Raw genomic sequence first — 17,547 nt, 5'->3', positions numbered from 1 at the left:
GAAGGCCGCCCGACGTCGCTTTCAGGCCGGCGCGCGGCAGTGTGCGCAGCGGCCGAACACGGTGAGGTGGTGGGGGTCGGCCTCGAAGCCGAGCTCGCGGTCGAGCGCTTCGACCAGGCCCGCCGCCGCGTCCAGGGAGATGTCGGAGACCTCGCCGCACCCGCGGCACACCACGTGCAGGTGGTCGGCCTCCTCCGCGGGGTGGTAGGCCGTCGAGCCCTGGCCGAGGTGGGTGTGGGTGATCAGGCCGACCTTCTCCAAGACGTCGAGTGTCCGGTAGACGGTCGACAGGTTCACGCCCGAGGCGGTCTGCTGGACGCGGGCGCAGATCGCGTCGGGAGTGGCGTGCTCAAGTTCGCGGACGGCTTCGAGGACGAGCTGTCGCTGCGGCGTCACGCGGTAGCCGCGAGAGCGCAGCTCTTCACGCCAGGTGTGCGACATGAACCGAGTCTACGGTCCCCGGTGGAGGTCTGGACGCCGCGGTGGCAACGGCCGTCCCCACGCCGCGCGGACGGTGGTGGCGGAGCTCACCCGGGTGGGCCGAGGGTGGGGCCGGAAAAACATTTGCCCCACCCGCGCCAGGGGACGTAGCGTCATAAGCACGCAAGAAGGGAGGTGGTCCGAAAGTGCATTCTTTTAGGACTCGCGAGGTGTTCGTCCGCTAGGGCGACCCGTATACGGGATCGCTCCGGCGAATCCCTGATGGACACCCAGACCTCCGGGTGGCCGGCCTTGTCCACCGGCCACGGAGCGCCTCGGCGCTCCGAGCCCGGGGGTCCGTCCATGTCCGGGCGCGGCCCCTCCGCCGCGCCCCTGGAGCGTTCCGCCCCCATGGCCGGGCGCGCATCGCGCTTGGCGCGCGGGCCTTAGGCCGCGCGCTTGAGCTGGGCGGACATGTAGGACTGGAGTTCGTGGCCGTCGGCCGCGAGGTCCCAGGCGTACCCCAGGATCTCGCGATTCTCCCCGAACAGGCCGTACAGGCGGTGGCCGGCGGTCACACCCTTGCCGGTCTCGGTGCGCAGCACCACGTCGGTGGACACCTCCACGCGGTTGGCGAAGATCGTGCCGACGTAGACCTCGGTGAAGCCCTCGGGGTGAGAGAGCAGCACCTCGACGTGGACGCTGGGAGCGTCTGACTCCCCGCCCTCCGACGTCTGCGGGCGCACCCGCCAGTAGCCGGATTCCGAGGTCACGAAATCACCGAGGGAGCCGTCCTCGAGCACCCGCCAGACGCGGCTACGGTAGTTCAGATACGGACCTCCGTCGTGCGTGAACTCGACCTGCTGGCCGAATTGGAACTCCTCCATGTCCGGATAACCGGCGACGCCGACCCCCTCCCAACGGCCGAGCAGGAACGACAGTCTCTCCAGATCGGGGTGCACCTCAGGCTGCTGCATAGTGATCGAGATTAGCGGCGCGGGCGCACCGGACCGTACCGGTGGCCGTCCAGATCGCGGTGTGGTTTGTCCCCGGTTCAACGACTGTCGGAAACCTCCGATTCGCGCGGCGTCCGCCCACGCCGGGTAGGTGCCGGGTGTGAAGCCGCAACGCCCGGGGGTGATCATGACGATCGCGACCATGATCGATATCACCGCGGAAACTGGTAAAGAGGATTCAAACGTCGCGGCGAGGCACGATCATGGTTAGCCGACGACCACCGACCAACGAGAAGAAGAGGCGGCCCACATGCTGGTGATCGGGACAGCCCTCCTCATCGGCGCGGCGATCCTGGCACCTCCGGCCTTTCTCGCCCTGCGTCGTTGGCTCGGACAGCGCGCCCTCGCCGAGGTGCGACCGCGGGCGTTGGCCGCGCGCGCGGGCAGGGACGTGGCCATACCGGGGCGTGCGGTGCCGGGACCGGACGGTCTCGTGGAGTCCCGCCTCGCCCGGGTCGACTGCGTGTGGCACGGCCACGAGGTGCTCCGCCACTACTGGACGTGGCGCTCTCCCGAGCGGGGTGAGGGCGAGCGCGAGCGCGTGCGCGGCTGCGACCCCATCGCCGAGTACGGGTCGCCGGAGCTGTTCGGCCTGGCCGCGCCCAACGGCGACGGGCCGCCGAGGGCCGGCGTCCTCGTCGACCCCGGGGACGCCGAGGTCGTGGGCGTGGACATGTGCCTGCAACGGCTGGTCGGGCGCCCGCAGCGCGGGGTGCCGGCCCCCGCCGACGACCTCCTCGGCCGTATCAAGGGGCGCGTCTCCGGGATCTTCCGCGGTGAGACGATCGAGTTCGAGTACCGCGAGTGGGTCATCCGCCCCGGCGACCCCGTCGTCGTGCGCGGCCGGGTCGTGCTGCGCGACGGCCGACCGGTCATCGTGGCGCCTCCGGACGGCCGGCTGCGCATCGAGTGGGGGGCGGCCGAAGAGGCGGGACCGCAGGCCCGCGGCGCCGGCGCGCTGCTGCTCGGCGGCGGCACGGTCGCCTCGGCGTTCGTGGGGCTGGCGTTGGTCCTCGCCGGGGTGTGAGCCCCCACGGGCACCCGAGGGGGGGCGGGCACTACCCTGGTCGGCATGAGTCGCGCTCTGGTGATCAAGGCCACCTCCGGCGAGGACGCCCCGGAACGCTGCAACCAGGCGTTCACCGTCGCCGCCGCGGCGGCGGCGAGCGGTGTCGAGATCTCCCTGTGGTTGACCGGAGAGGCGAGCTGGTTGGCGGTCCCTGGCCGGGCCGCGGAGTTCTCGCTCCCCCACGCCGCCCCGTTGAACGACCTCCTCGACGCCGTCCTGGCGGCCGGGCGGGTCACGGTCTGCACCCAGTGCGCGGCCCGGCGCGGCCTCACCGAGGCCGACCTGGTGGAAGGGGTGCGCATCTCGGGAGCGGCGACGTTCGTCGCCGAGGTCACCGCCGAGGGGGTCCAGGCGCTCGTCTACTGAGGCCGGCCGTCGGCCACGGTCGGCTCCGGATCCGCCGCCTCGACCACCTGGAGCCCGGGGTGCACCGACGGCGGGTCCACGACCAGCTCCTGCCGCTCGCCACGCAGGTGGTGGGTGAAGTACGCGGTGGCGTAGTCCCGCAGGACGCCCAGACCCTGGTCGGTGGGCAGGGAGCCGAACTGCCGCGCCATCGTCTCGGCCGGTAGCCGGTCGCGCAGACCGAGCCGGTCGATCAGGTAGCCCTGGTCGGTGACGGACGAGTGCCCCGAGTCCGTCAGCCGCAGCCACTGGCGCCAGCCGCCGAGGCGGGGCCACAGCTGTTCCTGGGAGTCGTGGAACAACGGGGGAGACAGGTCGCTGGTCACCATCGCCAGTGGACGATCGGTCCCCTCGTCCAGGGCCGGTGGGAAGACGGGGGCGTCAAAGCCGATCCCGGCGTCCACCCGGGGATCCGAACGGAGCACCTCGGCCACGGCCGACCCGCCGGCCGAGTGCCCGGCCACGCCGATCCTGCGAGGGTCGATCACATAGGAACCCGACCACGGCGCCCCTCGGCCGGTCAGCGAGTCCAGGACGTGCCCGATGTCGGCGGCGCGGTTGAGGGAGGCCTCGGCCCAGCGGTCCTGTCCGCAGGCCAGGCAGTCCAGGAGACGTCCACCGGGGAAGGCGACGCCGGTGGCCTCGTGGGCGTGGTCGACGCCCGCGACGACGAAGCCGTTACCGGCCAGCCCCTCGGCGAGGACCGTCAGCCAGGCCCGCCCGAACCCCGCGCCCGGGGAGAGGACGACCAGGGGCGCGCTGCGGGGCGCGCCGGCGACGGGAGCGTCCACGAACGCGTTGGTGCCGATGGAGGAGAGGGTGTCGAGGGGGATGTCGAGCCCCTGCGCGCCGATCGCCGCGGCGGACTCCTCCGGGGACATGTAGGGCGCCCTGCGGCCGGTCTCGGCCCGCGCGGGGTACCACAGGGTCACCATCATCTCCCGCACCCCGGCGTCCGGATCCCACAGGTCGGTCCGGTCCCCGTCCACCAGGTGCAGGGTCGTGGTGCCGATGGGATGCGGCCCGGTGGCGGGCGGCAGCGCCACGGTGGGATGCCCCCCGTGGGGGGAGGCGGTGGCCGCGCCGGTCCCCGCCGACAGCGACAACGCCATGACACCGCCGGCCAGGAGGAGACGCAGCACCCTGTGCCGTGAACCGCGCCGTCCCGATGATCCGCCCATTCCACTCCCTCGCGATGTCGTCCGTCGTGGTGCGGCCGAGCCTAGGGAGGCGGAGGCCGCCGCCACCACGGGCGAAAGGGGGGATCCGGGGTTGACGGACGAGGGATCGGCGCTGATGGGCCTGTCAGACGTCCACGATGACGGTGAACGGCCCCTCGTTGGTCAGCGAGACCGACATGTCGGCGCCGAAGACACCGGTCTCGACGTGCGCGCCCAGGGCGCGCAGCTCCTTGACGACCGCCTCCACCAACGGCTCCGCGACCGGACCGGGAGCCGCGTCCTGCCAGGTGGGGCGGCGCCCTTTGCGCGCGTTGCCGTAGAGGGTGAACTGGCTGACGACGAGGAGCGGTCCGCCGATGTCGGAACACGACTTCTCCTCCGGCAGGATCCGCAGCGTCCACAGCTTGGCCGCCAGTTTGGCCGCCTGGGCCGGGGTGTCGTCGTGGGTCACCCCGACCAACGCCAGCAGGCCGGGCCCGGTGATGGAACCGACCACCTCACCGCCGACCGTGACCGAGGCGTGGCTCACCCGTTGTGCGACCGCTCGCATCCTCTGTTCCCCGTCTAACTCAGAGTCCGGAACTGCCGGGTGTTGGAGATGACCCCCGACAGCGTCAGTGTGAAGGTCTTGATGGAGTCGGCGAAGTCGTCGAGCTGCCACTCCGCGGGACCGTGGTACCAGGGCAGCCGGTCGCCGTCCAGTTCGGCCGAGCCCGCGGTCGCCAGGATCTGCGCCCAGCGTTCGACGTTGTCGAAGATGATCGCGTAGGGCAGGTAACGCGAGAACAACGGGACCCGCCGGCTGGGCGGGACGTCGTCGGCGTCGGCCCGGTGCAGGTAGGCGCGGAAACCGAGGGTGTGCGCGAACACCGCGCTGCCCAGCTTCGTCTTCGCCGGCATGTACTGCGCTCCCACCGTCACGGCCGCGCCCGCGATGACCACGGCCAGCCCGGTGAACGCGGCATGGGTGTAAACCGCCAGCAGCACCGTCAGGATCACACCGAACGCCGTCAGCGCGATGCCGGTGGTGGTCCAGCGGTTGCGCTCCAGGTTGGGACGCCGGGCGAACCACTTCAACCGGACCATGTCGCGGTACAGCTCCTCGCGCACACCGGCCAGCCGGGTCGCGAAGCTGTCCCCCAGCTCCGACAGGCGTACCGCGTCGCGGTTGTGGAACAGCGCGTCCAGCAGCAGCCGCTCGTAGCGCAGCAGCTCCTCGTCGTCCTCCGGCTCCGGGGCGCGCACCAGCCGCCAGTCGACCGAGGTGAAGTGCTCGTGCGGCAGCTCCTCGATGACGAGGTGGCCGCGTACCGCCAGGTCCACGACGGTCGCGGTGATGTCGACGACGTCGGCCTGCTCGTCGATGAGCGTCCCGATCTGACCGGGGTGGACCCCGTCGGGCGGCCGGAAGCCGATCGGCCCCTCGTCGCCGCTCAGCAGGGGGGCGTTGTCACCAGCGGCGGCCTCGGTGCGCAGGGCCCGTTCGTCGCGCCCGCGGGTCCGGATGAGCACGATCAGCCCGCCCACCAGCACGAGCAGCACCACGCCGAACACCGCCGAGGTCACCGGCGTGATCGAGAACGCGGAGGTGAGCGACCAGGTCCGGTCCAGGATCGGTTCGCCGGGGGCCACGCCGGACGGGTAGCCCACCACGATGCTCAACGTCTGACCGACGTCGAGGTCGGCCTGGACGAACCGGGCGATCAGCGCCTGGTGCCCGCCCATGTCGGAGGAGGTGCAGTAGATCGAACTACGCGGTTCGCCGGCGGCGCACGACAGCGCGAGCGGGGGGAGACCGGCGTCCACGGTCACCGTGGTCTCCTCCACCGGGAGGCTGTAACCGCCGACCGCCGCCCACTCCATCTCGACCCGCTCGCCGATCTCACTGGTCGTACCGCGGACCTGGTAGGAGAGGATGATCTCATCGGCGCCGGAGGGCTCGACGGTGGCTTCCAGCGTCGTCTCCCCGTGGGCCAGCGTCACCTCGGTGGCGCGGCCGTCGGCGCTGGTCGCGGTGAGGCCGGTGACCTCGTAGATCCGGTCGTGGTCGGTGTCGTAGGGTTCCCGGGTCACGAAAGTCCGGGTGAACCGCTCGGGCGCGGCGCCCCCGAAGGAGATGCGCTCCTCGGCGTGGAGCACCCCCTCGGCGTCGAGGAGGAGGTCGATCTCGTTGGTGGTCCTGCTACTTCCCGTGGCGGAGCCGGGGACGCCCGCGTGCGTCTGCGGCGCGGTGTCGCCGCTCTGCGCCCATGCCCCGGTGGGAGCCAACCCCAACAGCGCGAGGCCGGCCACCGTGGCGGCGGCCGGGCGCGCGAATCGATCCCACCACATGGCGAGAGAGCTTAGCCGTTGCCGGAGCGGGGCCGGTGACGACGGGGAACGGCGACGTGGTGGACCTGGCATAGCCGTCATAATCGAAAGGTCGGCCCTGAAACGATTGCCCCGATGTGGGGGAGAGGCAACCAGGAGGTGGGACGGAGACCATGGCGCGATGGCGTAGCCGCGTTTCCGGTACGGCCGACGACGACACCGGCGCCGGGTACGGGCCGCCGTCCTATGCGCGACGGCCGCGACGCCGGCTGGACATCGGAGTGACGGGGGTCCTCCTGACCGGGTTCGCCGCGGTGGGGCTGGCCGGATTCGTCACCGTCGCGGGGCTCTTCGACGAGGACGGGACCGAGCAGGGGGCCGCGGGTCTGCCGGGGACCAGCGCGGACCTCGGCCGGGAGGAGGACGGTGTCAGGCGTGTGGGCCGAAACGCCCTCACCGACAACCGTCTCTACGAGGGGGGTGAGCTGGTCGAGGTGGAGTGCCCGGCACCCGAGCTCGACCCCGACGACGCCGCGTCCATGGAGACGTTCCTGCACACCGTGACCGACTGCCTCGACGAGGCCTGGACGGCGCAGTTCGGTGATTCGAGGATGCCCTTCGAACCGCCCAACCGGATCTACTGGTACACCTCCGGCCAGAGTCCGTGCGGCACCTACCCGGTGGAGGGCGCCGCGGCGTTCTACTGCCAGGCCAACAAGGGCCTCTACCTGGGGGTCGAGGACATCGTGGACAACTCGGCCGACAGCAGGCGTCCCGCGGCCTACACCTTCCTGCTCAGCCACGAGTACGCCCACCACGTCCAGGGCGAGGCCGGGATCCTCGACCACTTCCACGCCGTGCGCGGCGCCGCGGACACCGAGGCCGAACGCGACGCCTGGACCCGGCGCAGCGAGTTGCAGGCCAACTGCCTGGGCGGCGTCTTCCTCGGCACGGTCGACGACAGCTTCCCCCTGGGAGCACGGGAACAGGCGCATATCCTCGAAGACGCCGAACTCCGGGGCGATTACGGAGCAGCCGGGCGCACCCACGGTTCCCCCGACAACGGCCGGATGTGGACGGCTCATGGGATGGACCGCAGGGATCCGGCAGCCTGTAACACCTGGGAGGCCGGAGAGGAGCTGGTCCAGTGAGCGGATCGGCGCCGAAGTAGCCGACGAGGGGCGGGCACAGGGGCGTGGAACCGGATCTGCGGGATGACGGGGGACGACGGTCACCCCCTTCCGCGCGCCCGCGTGTCGGCGGTCCGGGCATGTGGTCGGCGGTCGCGGCGGCCATGGCCGCCCTGGTCGTGCTCGTGTGGAGCACGGCCACCGGTGAGCCTCCCCGGCACGAGGCGGCGGGGGTCGCCGCGGCCTCGCCGGCTCCCGGCGAACCCGAGCCGCGGACGGCCGCGTCGGGAGAGGGACGCCTCTCCCCCTCGGGGGGCCTGACCGCCGTCCAGCGCCCTTCTGGCAAGGCCGCGCTCGTCGACAACCCGCTGTACGCGACCGGCCGGCTCGCCCCCCTGCCCTGCCCCGTCCCGGTCCCCGACGTGGACGACCCCGAATCGATGGAGGGGTTCTTGAACGTCGTCGCCGACTGCCTGGACAAGACGTGGCAGACCCAGTTCGCCAAGGCGGGGATCTCCTTCGAACCGCCCTCACGCGTGTTCTGGGAGACGCCGGGCACCAGCCCCTGCCGTGACTACCCCTCCACGGCCGGCGCCTTCTACTGCCGGGCCAGCAAGGGCATCTACATCGGCACCTCCGACGTCGTCGCCAAGTGGAACGGAGCCGACGACAGCGTCGTCTACGCCTCCCTGCTGGCGCACGAGTACGCCCACCACGTCCAGGGCGAGTCCGGACTGCTGGAGTACTACCACGAGCAGCGCAGGCTGGAGCCGGACCGGGCCCGGCAGAACGCCTGGACCCGGCGCAGTGAGTTGCAGGCCAACTGTCTGGCCGGAGCCTTCCTCGGCGCCGTCAGCGTCACCTACCCCATCTCCGCGGCCGACCGCGAGGTCATCCTCGCCGACGCGGCGGCCACCGCCGATCGCGAGGGCAGCTCAGCCGAAGAGCGCACCCACGGTTCCGCCGACAACAGCGTGCTGTGGATGGAGCACGGTCTGGAGGAGCAGGACCCCGGCGCGTGCAACACCTGGGAGGCCGCCGAGGAGACCGTGCAGTAGCGCCCGGAGGGAGGAAGGTCCCCGGCCGCTGTGCGCGGGGGTGACTCCCGGGAACCGGGTCACTCCCCATTGTGCCCGCGTCGCCGGTCCTGGGAGGATCCGGCCATGCCCGACGAAAGCACGGTGGAACTGAGGATCCACGGAGTCAGCGGGGCCTCCGCCGAGGAGCTGCTGGAGGTCCAGCCGGCGGGCCCGGTATCGGGAGACGACCTCGCCGGCTTCTACCGCCGACGTAGCGCGGCCGACGCCGAGACCGTCCCGGGGGTGACCCGCGAGGCGTTCGCGTGGGGCAACCTGACCTCGGGCCGCTCCTCCCGCGCGCTGTGGCTGCTGCTCCTGCCGTTCATGCTCGTCAACGTCGCCTACTGGATGGGACCGCGCGGCACGGGGGACGACCGCGCCCTGACGCATCGGGCCGTGGAACACGGTTACGACGTGCTCGTGCGGCTGCTCGCGTTGAGCCTGACCGTCCTGCTCACCCTCGCCGCCGCCGGCGTCGGCATGGATCTGGTCGGCTGGCAGTGCGCCGGGCACGGCAGCGCGTGCGCCCGACTACGTCCCTGGCTGGGCTTTCTGTCCGAGCCGGGCGCGCCGTTGGCGACCCCGGGCCGTTCGCTGACGGTGGGCGCGCTTCTTCCCCTGCTGGTCGTCGCGGTGCTGTGGAGGCTGTCGCGGCGCACCGGCGTCGAATACGAGGTGGTCTCGGCGACGATGCGCACGTCCCGGGACGCGGACGCCCCCCTCAGCGACCCGAGGTTCTGGCACAACGGCGCCGCCGTGGGGCGGCTGCGGTCGGCGCACATCGCGGTCGCCCTCGCCACGATCGCGCTGTCGCTGGCCGTTCCGCCGTTGACCCATGACCGCGCGTCCGGGGCGGCGCCGGCCGGAACCGTCCTGGTCGGCCTGATCGCCGCGACCGCGGCGGTCTCCACGGTGAGCCTGTTCGTCCCCACCACCGCCCGCACGGTCAACCACGTGACCGCCCGCCTCTGCCGCGCGTTGCGCAACGTCTCGACCCTGCTGCTCGCGCTCGCCGTGGGATACGCGCTGTGGCCCCGCCCCGGGTGGACGGCGACGGGGACGCTGCCCGGGCACACGGTCCTGCTCGATCTCCTGCTCGCGGCGCAATGCCTGGTGGGCGCGCTGCTCGCGGTGACCGCCGTCATCCAGTACCGGCGTGGGCGCGCCCACGCCGAGACCGCGATGGGGGGCCTGGCCGGCCCTTCGGTCGCGGCCACGGGGGTCGTCCTCGGCGGGGTGTTCTCCGCCGCGCTGGTCCACCAGTCGGCCGGGTGGCTGGGGGGCTGCCACTACCAGGGGGCCGAGAGGGCCGGTTGCATGGCGTTGCGCCCGCCGGACGTCTACGCCTGGTTGCAGATGGCGTTCACCCTGGAGGCGGTCATCGCGCTGGGAACGGCGGGCGTCGTGTGGCTGCTGTTGCGCGGGCGCGCGCGGGCCGAGCGGGAGGCCGTCGCCGGACGCTACCAGCGCTCCACCACGGCGGCGCGGACCCGCGACATCGCGCGGGCCCGTGCCCTCGGTTCGCTCACCGAGGTGCTGCCGGCCTGTCTGGGGGCGCTCCTGCTGCCGGTCGTGGCGTTGGCCGCCCTGGCGCTGTACGCGGCCATGACCGGACGGCTCACCGGTGACGGGGCCGGCGGGGGGTGGGGCGGGTTCGTCTCACCGGTGGCGGTGGTCGACGCGCCCGGATGGGCCAACGCCACCGTCGCGGCGATGGTCGGGATCGGGGCGTGGCTGGGCGGCGCCTTCCTTCTCGCGTTGATGTGGCTGGGGCGCAGCGCCTACCGGGACCGGCCCACCCGGCAGGCGGTCGGCGTGCTGTGGGACATCGGGACCTTCTGGCCCAGGGCCGCGCACCCGCTCGCCCCGCCCTCCTACGCCGAACGCGCGGTGCCCCAGCTCGCGACCCGGATCGCCGGCCTGACGGCCGACGGCACGGGGGTGGTGGTCTCGGGACACTCGCAGGGGTCGGTGCTCGCCGCGGCGGCCGTCTGGCAGCTTCCCGGCCGGTGCAGGGACCGGGTGGTGCTGATCACCCACGGCTCCCCGTTGTACCGCCTGTACGGACGGTACTTCCCGGCCTACTTCGGTCCGGAGGCGCTGGGAGAGCTGCGCGGGAGGGTGGCGGGCTGGCGCAACCTGTGGCGGGCCACCGACGCGGTGGGCGGGCCGATCCCGACCGACCGGGGCGACGTGGGGTTCGCCGAGCCGCTGCCCGACCCGCGGCACTACGAGCGGCGCGGCGGCGAGGCGCTGTACCCGAGGGTCCTCGGACACTCCGACTACACCGGCGACCCCGCCTACCGGGACGCGGTCGCCGCCGCGGCGCGCCGGCTGGCCGGGACGCGGCCGGGATCCGACGCGTCCGAGCGGGCGGGAGAGGAAAGGGACGTGGGCGAGGAGGACGCCACGACGGGGGAGGAGACGCTGGAGCCCTACCAGGGACCGTAGGGGCCGTCGCCCGGACGGCCGATGCTCTTCACCGCCGGACGCACGTCCAGCAGGTAGATCAGCGAGACGATCAACGAGAGGATGGTCAGGAAGGCGCCGTAACCGAGCACCGCGCTCAGCGACAGCAGCGTTCCCGCGCCGAGCAGACCCACCCACAGCCCCTTGGTCTGCTTGTCCATGGCGGGGAAGGCCTGAGCGGGGGTCCGGACGGCCTCGACCAGGGCGTACAGGGTGGTCACGAAGATCGCCAGGTAGATGACCTTCCACAGCAGCGAGAAGAACGACAGGGCGACCACAGCGAGCACCGAACCTTTGCGTGTACGTGGACGGGTGGGTGTTCTCCACAGTAAACGCCCGAGGGGCACAGAACGTGCCCGGATGAGCGGGGTGTCACATCGGCAGGTGCCACAGCCCCACGGTCGTGGTCATCAGGGTGACGGCCGAGGCGAGCACCGCCACGGTGGCCCCCCGCGAGAGCTGGGCGACCGGGTTGAGCAGCCGCGACACGCGGGTGACGACCTCGGGCTGGTCGGTGTGGGCCGCCGCCGCGGCCAACGCGCCGGCGGGAACCGGCGCGGTGCCGGCGGTCCCGAACCGCAGCAGCGCCATCGCGAGCTCCTTGGGGGAGTGCTCGCGCCGGGCCTCGTCGTCGGCGCACATCTCGATGAGCAGGGCGACGGCGTTGTAGTAGCCGACCATGAGGCCGACCCGGGGGAAGGCGCGCTTCAGCGACGAGAACGGCAGCAGCACCAGATCGTGCCGCTGGCGCAGGTGGGCGTGCTCGTGGGCGAGGACGGCGGCGAGCTCGCTGCGGTCCAGGACGGCGAGCGCCCCCGCGCTGATGACGATCTGGGAGTTGAGCACGCCGGGCAGGCAGTAGGCCGCGGCCGCGGGGTGGTCCAGGATGCGGGCGCCCGGAACGTCCGGGTCGTCGCGCGCGACCAGGCTGAGCAGGTCGCGGTGGCGCCTGCGGGTGCGCAGCACGTGCAGGAAGGAGGTGCTCAGCCCCCAGAACAGCAACAGGGTCAGGGCGACGGCGGCCACGATGGCGACCACCTGCGTGGCACCGAACGGGGTCTCGGCGAGCCCGGACAGGTACAGGCCGTGGGTGGCCGCGTCGACGGCCAGCGCGGAGAGCCCCCCGAAGACCCCCTGTTCGTAGGGGGCGAGCCCGAACGCGAGAAGCGCGCCGATGGTGGAGATGCCCCAGGCCAGCCCGAGGGCCTGCCAGGCGACGACGGCCACGTGGGGGCCGCGTAGAGGCCAAGAGGCCCGGCGAAGGCGTGCCGCCGCGAACAGACAGCCAACGGCGATGGTGGCGAGCAGTGCGGCACTGACCATAGGGCTACGTCCTCGGCTGGTCGATTTCCGCGAGCGCGCGGCGAAGCGCTTCGGCTTCCGTCCCGCTCATCGAGCGTACGAATGCGGCCAGCGCTGCGTCCGGGTCACCGGTCTGTCCCAGTGCGTCGAACATGAGCTCGGAGACGTAGTTCTCCCGGCTGGCGGCCGGACGGTAACGCCACGCGCGCCCTTCGCGGGTGCGTTCCACCACACCCTTCTTGGCTAGCCGATCAAGCACCGTCATGACGGTCGTGTGGGCGAGGTCGCGGTCGGAGAGCGCGCGCCCCACCTCACGAACCGTCATTGGCTCGATTCGTTCCCACAGTACATCCATCACCGCGCGTTCAAGGTCACCGAGCCGATTCATGCGTCACAGTCTACCGAGGGTAGTACTACGCACTGTCGCACCCCCGGGTGAGTTCTGGATTCCCCTGGGGCGCGGGATATGGGGCCTCGAAGACGGCATGGTGCGGGACGGGCCGGAGGGGGCGCCGAACACCCCGTGCAATACCTCACGTGCCGGGGTCTCCTCCACGGACCTTTCGCGAACGGCTCCCGGGGGGACGCGCGCGCCGTGGTCGTGACGGAGGGCGACGCCCCGGCTACGTTGTCGGCCATGCGAATCGAGATCCTCAAGGGCGACATCACCGAGCAGCGTGTCGACGCGGTGGTCAACGCCGCCAACTCCTCCCTGCTGGGCGGGGGCGGCGTGGACGGCGCCATCCACCGCAAAGGAGGGCCGGCCATCCTCGCCGCCTGCCGCGAGCTGCGGGCCTCCCGCTACGGCGCGGGCCTGCCGGTCGGGCAGGCGGTGGCCACCACGGCCGGAGACCTCGCCGCCGAATGGGTGATCCACACGGTCGGCCCGGTCTACAGCGCCACGCAGGACCGGTCACAGCTGCTCGCCTCCTGCTACCTCTCCTCGCTGCGCGTCGCCGACGAACTGGGGGCGCGCACGGTCGCCTTCCCCGCTGTCTCGACCGGGGCCTACCGCTGGCCGCCGTTGGACGCGGCGCGTGTCGCGGTCCACGCCGTGCGAGACGCCTCGACTACAGTGGGTGAGGTTCGCTTCGTCCTCTTCGCCGACCCGGTGTATGCCGCGTTCGCCCGCGTGATCGCCGGAACAGGGACGCGCCAGCTCTGACCTTAGGAAACTGCTGTGTTCGCGACGCTCTCGCGTAGGACCACGGTGCTCGTCGCATCGTCACTCGTCGTGTCCGCGGCGGGAATGCTCGCCGCCTTCCGGGCCGAGGAGGCGGGGCCGGTCCCGGTCACCGCGGCACGCCAGGAGGCCCCTCCACGCGCCACCGCCTTCGTCGAGCCCGGGGGCGGCGAGGCGACCGTCGAACCACGCCCCGGCGACGTCCCCGTCTGCCACGAACCCGGCCGCGACGAGATCGTCCACATCCCCGACAAGGGGGCGCCCAGCCAGGGCCGGCCCATCTGGATCCGGCGTCCTCCCGGCGAGGACAGCGCCGACCTGCCGGTGATGTACCTCCTGCACGGCTCCACCGGGACCCACCAGACGGTCCGCGACACCAACGTCGGCCCCCTGATGGACGAGCAGATGTGCCGTGTCGGCGTCCAGTTCGTGATCGCGGCGCCCTTCGGTCAGGAGGTCAACGGCAGCGACACCGAATGGGGTGACTCCGTCAACGGGGACTTCGCCATCGAGAGCTTCGTGACGGGGAAGGCGATCGAGGCCGTCGAGGGCGACAACCGCCGTCCTCGGAGCCTGCGCGCCATCACGGGCTACTCGATGGGCGGGTACGGTGCCGCCGCGCTCGCGTTGCGCCACCCCGACCTGTACTCCCAGTCGGTCAGCTGGGGCGGCTACTTCAAGGTCGACGACCCCGCCGGCACCTTCGGTGACGACCCCGAGGCCCACGCCCCCGACCTGCTCCTGGACGACCCCGAGGTACGTGACATCCGCTTCTTCCTGGTCGAGGGCACCGACGACTACACGCCGTTGCAGAAGGGCACGATCCACGGCGAGGCCGCGCGCTTCGCGAAACTGCTGGAGCGGCGCGACATGACCGTGGAGACGGCCTTTCCCGTGGGCGGCCACGACTACTCGACCTGGATCACCACCTATCCCCAGGTCGTCGACTTCCTCGTGGAAGGGTGGTCCGAGCAGCCCGCCTGACCGCCTGGGCGCCGGGCCGCCGCGCCCGGGGACGGGACATCTGACCGGACCGGCGACGTGAGATCGCTCTCCCACCCAAGGGAGGGCGGCGCCGGCGTGCCCCGCCGGCGTGCCGTTCCGGTGGCGGCGTCCTCCCGTTACCTCACCCCCGCGCCCTCGCGCGGACGGTCGCGCATCCATTATGGGAACACCGCGGCCACCCGGGGCTGTTGACCGTTGTGGCACGCAGTGAGCGACCGTTGACGGAAAAGAGGGCGAAGTCCAGTGCTGTCAGAGATTCCCGGCGCGGCCGGCACGGGAGCCGGCGGCCCCGGAGGAAGCGCGGCACCACGCAGGATCGCCACGATCAGCCTGCACACCTCCCCGCTGGACCAGCCCGGCAGCGGCGACGCCGGCGGCATGAACGTCTACATCGTCGAGGTCGCCAAACGGCTCGCCGAACGCGGGGTGGCCGTCGACGTCTTCACCCGCGCCACCGGACCCGAGCAGCCGCCCGAGGTCGAGATGGCTCCCGGGGTCACCGTCCGCCACATCGGGGCGGGCCCGTTCGGCGCGCTGGACAAGCACACGCTCGCCCGGTACCTGTGCCCCTTCGTCTTCGGCGTGCTGCGCGCCGAGGCGCGCAACGACCCCGGGCACTACGATCTCGTCCACGGCCACTACTGGCTGTCGGGCCGCGCCGGGCTCGTCGCCGCGCAGCGTTGGGGGGTCCCCCTCGTGCAGTCCATGCACACGCTGGCCAGGGTCAAGAACAGCGCGCTGGCCGAGGGCGACGTCCCCGAACCCGAGGCCCGGGTCCGGGGCGAGGACCAGCTGGTGCGCCAGGCCGACCACCTCGTCGCCAACACCGCCGACGAGGCCGCCCAGCTCATCCACCACTACGACGCCGATCCCGGCCGGGTCAGCACGGTCCCGCCCGGCGTGGACCTCGACGTCTTCACCCCCGGGTCGCGCGCCGACGCGCTGCGCACCCTGGGGCTGCCGTCCGACACCGCGCTGCTGTTGTTCGTGGGCCGGGTACAGCGTCTGAAGGCCCCGGACGTGCTGCTGCGCGCGGCGGCGCGGCTGGTCGAGGCCGACCCGGCGCTGCGCGAGCGCCTGGTCGTCGCCGTGGTCGGCGGGCTGTCGGGGGCCGACCTGGAGCAGCCGCGCCGCCTGGCCGAACTCGCCCGCACGCTCGGCATCGCCGATCTGGTCCGCATGGAGCCGCCGCGCACCCGGGCCGAGCTGGTCCACTACTACCGGGCCGCCACCGCCACCGTCGTCCCCTCGCACTCGGAGTCGTTCGGGCTCGTCGCGGTCGAGTCGCAGGCGTGTGCGACGCCGGTCGTCGCGGCCCGTGTCGGCGGCCTGCCCACCGCCGTCCGCGACGGGGTCTCCGGCGTGCTGATCGACGGCCACGACCCCGCCGACTACGCGCGGGTGCTGCACCGCATGATCACCGAGCCCGCGTGGCGGGACCGGTTCGGCGCCGCGGGGGTGGGGCACGCCCGTGGTCTGAGCTGGTCGGCCACCGTGGACGGCCTCCTCGACGTCTACCGCGCCACCTCGGCCACCGAGCCGCTGCCCGCCGCCGCCAACCAGTAACGGAGCCGTATGCCATCACAGGAGCAGAGCCAGGCGATCGAGGCGATCCGGACCGCGCTGCGCGAGGCGGGGCTGGAGTTCGAACGCCCGGACCCCGACGCCTTCGTCGTGACGCTGCCGGGCGAGCGCAAGCTCAAGACCCTGGTATGGCTGGGGGTCGGGGAGCACAGCCTGCTGGTCAAGACGTTCTTCTGCCGCCGCCCCGACGAGAACGAGGCGGAGTTCTACCGGTGGTTGATGCGCAAGAACAGCGACATGTACGGAGTCGCGTTCGCGGCCGACGAGGTGGGTGACGTCTACATCACCGGCCGCCTGCCCTTGGGGGGAGTCACGCCCCGGGAGGTGGACCGGCTGCTGGGCTGCGTGCTGACCTACTCCGACGACAACTTCAATCCGGCGCTGGAGCGCGGCTTCGCCTCGGCCATCCGCAAGGAGTGGGAGTGGCGGACCCGGCGGGGCGAGAACCCGCGCAACCTCCGCGCGTTCCGCCACCTGCTCGGCGAACCGGTCTCGGAGCGGACGGGCGACCAGACGCCCGCATTGGAGTAGACCAATCTTCGGGGCGGTGCCCTCCTCCGGGGGCCGACTCGCTAGGCTGATGCCCATGGGCACTCTTGTTCTGCTGCGTCACGGCGAAAGCGTCTGGAACGCCGAAGGTCTGTTCACCGGCTGGGTCGACGTCGACCTGTCCACCAAGGGCGAGGAGGAGGCGCGTAAGGGCGGCCGGCTGCTGCTCGACGCCGACCTGCGCCCCGATGTCGTGCACACCTCGGTGCTGCGGCGGGCCATCCGCACCGCCAACATCGCGCTCGACGAGGCCGACCTGCTGTGGCTGCCGGTCCGCCGTTCCTGGCGGCTCAACGAGCGTCACTACGGCGCGCTCCAGGGCAAGAACAAGGCCCAGACGCGCGAGGAGTACGGCGACGAGCAGTTCATGATCTGGCGGCGCTCCTACGACACCCCGCCGCCCCCGCTCGCCGACGACGCCGAGTACTCCCAGGTCGGCGACCCGCGTTACGCCGACCTCCCGCCCGAGCTCATGCCGCGTACCGAGTGCCTGGCCGACGTCGTCCACCGCATGCTGCCCTACTGGTACGACTCGATCGTCCCGGACCTGGCCGCGGGCCGCACCGTCCTGGTCGCCGCGCACGGCAACTCGCTGCGCGCGCTGGTCAAGCACCTCGACGGCATCGACGACGAGACGATCGCGGGCCTGAACATCCCCACGGGCATCCCGTTGGTCTACGAGCTCAACGACGACTTCACGCCGCGCAAGGCAGGGGGCGAGTACCTCGACCCCGAGGCCGCCAAGGCCGCCATCGAGGCCGTCAAGAACCAGGGTAAGAAGTAGCCGGCATCGACGAGGAAGGCCCCGGTCCGTGGTTCCCACGGGCCGGGGCCTCTGCGCGGCG

The 17,547-nt window shown here is 72.2% G+C and carries 18 protein-coding genes; 10 read left to right on the top strand and 8 right to left on the bottom strand.

What is annotated here, in order from left to right; translation table 11 throughout:
- Positions 1-21: 21 nt before the first annotated feature.
- Positions 22-441, bottom strand: a complete 420-nt coding sequence (locus B5D66_RS05970; RefSeq protein WP_078760629.1) for a Fur family transcriptional regulator — start codon at positions 439-441, stop codon at positions 22-24.
- Between the two features lie 425 nt (positions 442-866).
- The gene (locus B5D66_RS05965; RefSeq protein ID WP_078760628.1) at positions 867-1,397 is read right to left on the bottom strand and encodes a nitrobindin family protein; all 531 of its coding nucleotides are present in this window, start codon (positions 1,395-1,397) and stop codon (positions 867-869) included.
- A gap of 289 nt (positions 1,398-1,686) precedes the next feature.
- Here B5D66_RS05965 and B5D66_RS05960 point away from each other — a divergent pair, with 289 nt between their 5' ends.
- Both B5D66_RS05960 and B5D66_RS05955 read left to right on the top strand, forming a co-directional pair.
- Positions 1,687-2,463, top strand: a complete 777-nt coding sequence (locus B5D66_RS05960) for a GIDE domain-containing protein (protein ID WP_078760627.1) — start codon at positions 1,687-1,689, stop codon at positions 2,461-2,463.
- Positions 2,464-2,508: 45 nt separating this feature from the next.
- Complete coding sequence (locus tag B5D66_RS05955; RefSeq protein ID WP_078760626.1) at positions 2,509-2,871, top strand: DsrE family protein; 363 nt, start codon at positions 2,509-2,511, stop codon at positions 2,869-2,871.
- Here B5D66_RS05955 and B5D66_RS05950 read toward each other — a convergent pair.
- The 3 genes from B5D66_RS05950 to B5D66_RS05940 form a co-directional block, all read right to left on the bottom strand.
- The gene (locus B5D66_RS05950) at positions 2,865-4,091 is read right to left on the bottom strand and encodes an alpha/beta hydrolase family protein (RefSeq protein ID WP_078760625.1); all 1,227 of its coding nucleotides are present in this window, start codon (positions 4,089-4,091) and stop codon (positions 2,865-2,867) included. The two genes, B5D66_RS05955 and B5D66_RS05950, sit on opposite strands and share 7 nt — an antisense overlap.
- Before the next feature lie 124 nt (positions 4,092-4,215).
- Positions 4,216-4,641, bottom strand: a complete 426-nt coding sequence (gene dtd / locus B5D66_RS05945) for a D-aminoacyl-tRNA deacylase (RefSeq protein ID WP_078760624.1) — start codon at positions 4,639-4,641, stop codon at positions 4,216-4,218.
- 14 nt (positions 4,642-4,655) lie between these two features.
- Entirely contained in the window at positions 4,656-6,422 is a 1,767-nt protein-coding gene (locus tag B5D66_RS05940; protein ID WP_078760623.1) for a DUF2207 domain-containing protein, read from the bottom strand.
- A 152-nt stretch (positions 6,423-6,574) separates the two neighbouring features.
- On the opposite strand from B5D66_RS05940, the gene B5D66_RS05935 reads away from it, so the two are divergent.
- The 3 genes from B5D66_RS05935 to B5D66_RS05925 all read left to right on the top strand — a co-directional run bounded on the left by B5D66_RS05935 (position 6,575) and on the right by B5D66_RS05925 (position 11,061).
- A complete protein-coding gene (locus B5D66_RS05935; protein ID WP_078760622.1) occupies positions 6,575-7,552 on the top strand; it encodes a neutral zinc metallopeptidase in 978 nt (325 codons plus the stop codon).
- Positions 7,553-7,671: 119 nt separating this feature from the next.
- Entirely contained in the window at positions 7,672-8,589 is a 918-nt protein-coding gene (locus tag B5D66_RS05930) for a neutral zinc metallopeptidase (RefSeq protein ID WP_078760621.1), read from the top strand.
- A 105-nt stretch (positions 8,590-8,694) separates the two neighbouring features.
- The gene (locus B5D66_RS05925) at positions 8,695-11,061 is read left to right on the top strand and encodes a hypothetical protein (RefSeq protein WP_078760620.1); all 2,367 of its coding nucleotides are present in this window, start codon (positions 8,695-8,697) and stop codon (positions 11,059-11,061) included.
- On the opposite strand, the gene B5D66_RS05920 is transcribed toward B5D66_RS05925, so the two are convergent.
- The 3 genes from B5D66_RS05920 to B5D66_RS05910 all read right to left on the bottom strand — a co-directional run bounded on the left by B5D66_RS05920 (position 11,046) and on the right by B5D66_RS05910 (position 12,769).
- Positions 11,046-11,357 carry a DUF2516 family protein gene (locus B5D66_RS05920; protein WP_078760619.1) on the bottom strand — a complete coding sequence of 104 codons (312 nt, stop codon included), beginning with the start codon at positions 11,355-11,357 and terminating at the stop codon, positions 11,046-11,048. The genes B5D66_RS05925 and B5D66_RS05920 overlap by 16 nt on opposite strands.
- A gap of 94 nt (positions 11,358-11,451) precedes the next feature.
- A complete protein-coding gene (locus B5D66_RS05915; protein WP_078760618.1) occupies positions 11,452-12,402 on the bottom strand; it encodes a M56 family metallopeptidase in 951 nt (316 codons plus the stop codon).
- A 4-nt stretch (positions 12,403-12,406) separates the two neighbouring features.
- Positions 12,407-12,769 (bottom strand): BlaI/MecI/CopY family transcriptional regulator, encoded by a 363-nt coding sequence (locus B5D66_RS05910; RefSeq protein WP_078760617.1) that lies wholly within the window; start codon positions 12,767-12,769, stop codon positions 12,407-12,409.
- A 249-nt stretch (positions 12,770-13,018) separates the two neighbouring features.
- Here B5D66_RS05910 and B5D66_RS05905 point away from each other — a divergent pair, with 249 nt between their 5' ends.
- The 5 genes from B5D66_RS05905 to B5D66_RS05885 all read left to right on the top strand — a co-directional run bounded on the left by B5D66_RS05905 (position 13,019) and on the right by B5D66_RS05885 (position 17,486).
- A complete protein-coding gene (locus tag B5D66_RS05905) occupies positions 13,019-13,546 on the top strand; it encodes an O-acetyl-ADP-ribose deacetylase (RefSeq protein WP_078760616.1) in 528 nt (175 codons plus the stop codon).
- A 15-nt stretch (positions 13,547-13,561) separates the two neighbouring features.
- The gene (locus B5D66_RS05900) at positions 13,562-14,548 is read left to right on the top strand and encodes an alpha/beta hydrolase (RefSeq protein WP_078760615.1); all 987 of its coding nucleotides are present in this window, start codon (positions 13,562-13,564) and stop codon (positions 14,546-14,548) included.
- A gap of 267 nt (positions 14,549-14,815) precedes the next feature.
- Positions 14,816-16,135: a D-inositol-3-phosphate glycosyltransferase gene (mshA, locus tag B5D66_RS05895; protein WP_394330039.1), complete on the top strand. Its 1,320-nt coding sequence runs from the start codon at positions 14,816-14,818 to the stop codon at positions 16,133-16,135.
- 9 nt (positions 16,136-16,144) lie between these two features.
- Positions 16,145-16,684: a type III secretion system chaperone family protein gene (locus tag B5D66_RS05890; RefSeq protein ID WP_078760614.1), complete on the top strand. Its 540-nt coding sequence runs from the start codon at positions 16,145-16,147 to the stop codon at positions 16,682-16,684.
- A gap of 55 nt (positions 16,685-16,739) precedes the next feature.
- The gene (locus tag B5D66_RS05885) at positions 16,740-17,486 is read left to right on the top strand and encodes a phosphoglyceromutase (RefSeq protein WP_078760613.1); all 747 of its coding nucleotides are present in this window, start codon (positions 16,740-16,742) and stop codon (positions 17,484-17,486) included.
- Positions 17,487-17,547: the final 61 nt, after the last annotated feature.

Source organism: Marinactinospora thermotolerans DSM 45154, assembly GCF_900167435.1.
GTDB lineage: Bacteria > Actinomycetota > Actinomycetes > Streptosporangiales > Streptosporangiaceae > Marinactinospora > Marinactinospora thermotolerans.
The sequence above is the reverse complement of the archived record's forward strand: the minus strand, read 5'-3'. Positions and strand labels throughout refer to the sequence as shown.

Bases quoted from the DNA above. Each gene is read 5' to 3' on its own strand.
- B5D66_RS05970 (WP_078760629.1), bottom strand. From the start codon at position 441: ATGTCGCACACCTGGCGTGAAGAGCTGCGCTCTCGCGGCTACCGCGTG.
- B5D66_RS05965 (WP_078760628.1), bottom strand. From the start codon at position 1,397: ATGCAGCAGCCTGAGGTGCACCCCGATCTGGAGAGACTGTCGTTCCTG.
- B5D66_RS05960 (WP_078760627.1), top strand. From the start codon at position 1,687: ATGCTGGTGATCGGGACAGCCCTCCTCATCGGCGCGGCGATCCTGGCA.
- B5D66_RS05955 (WP_078760626.1), top strand. From the start codon at position 2,509: ATGAGTCGCGCTCTGGTGATCAAGGCCACCTCCGGCGAGGACGCCCCG.
- B5D66_RS05950 (WP_078760625.1), bottom strand. From the start codon at position 4,091: ATGGGCGGATCATCGGGACGGCGCGGTTCACGGCACAGGGTGCTGCGT.
- dtd (WP_078760624.1), bottom strand. From the start codon at position 4,641: ATGCGAGCGGTCGCACAACGGGTGAGCCACGCCTCGGTCACGGTCGGC.
- B5D66_RS05940 (WP_078760623.1), bottom strand. From the start codon at position 6,422: ATGTGGTGGGATCGATTCGCGCGCCCGGCCGCCGCCACGGTGGCCGGC.
- B5D66_RS05935 (WP_078760622.1), top strand. From the start codon at position 6,575: ATGGCGCGATGGCGTAGCCGCGTTTCCGGTACGGCCGACGACGACACC.
- B5D66_RS05930 (WP_078760621.1), top strand. From the start codon at position 7,672: ATGTGGTCGGCGGTCGCGGCGGCCATGGCCGCCCTGGTCGTGCTCGTG.
- B5D66_RS05925 (WP_078760620.1), top strand. From the start codon at position 8,695: ATGCCCGACGAAAGCACGGTGGAACTGAGGATCCACGGAGTCAGCGGG.
- B5D66_RS05915 (WP_078760618.1), bottom strand. From the start codon at position 12,402: ATGGTCAGTGCCGCACTGCTCGCCACCATCGCCGTTGGCTGTCTGTTC.
- B5D66_RS05910 (WP_078760617.1), bottom strand. From the start codon at position 12,769: ATGAATCGGCTCGGTGACCTTGAACGCGCGGTGATGGATGTACTGTGG.
- B5D66_RS05905 (WP_078760616.1), top strand. From the start codon at position 13,019: ATGCGAATCGAGATCCTCAAGGGCGACATCACCGAGCAGCGTGTCGAC.
- B5D66_RS05890 (WP_078760614.1), top strand. From the start codon at position 16,145: ATGCCATCACAGGAGCAGAGCCAGGCGATCGAGGCGATCCGGACCGCG.
- B5D66_RS05885 (WP_078760613.1), top strand. From the start codon at position 16,740: ATGGGCACTCTTGTTCTGCTGCGTCACGGCGAAAGCGTCTGGAACGCC.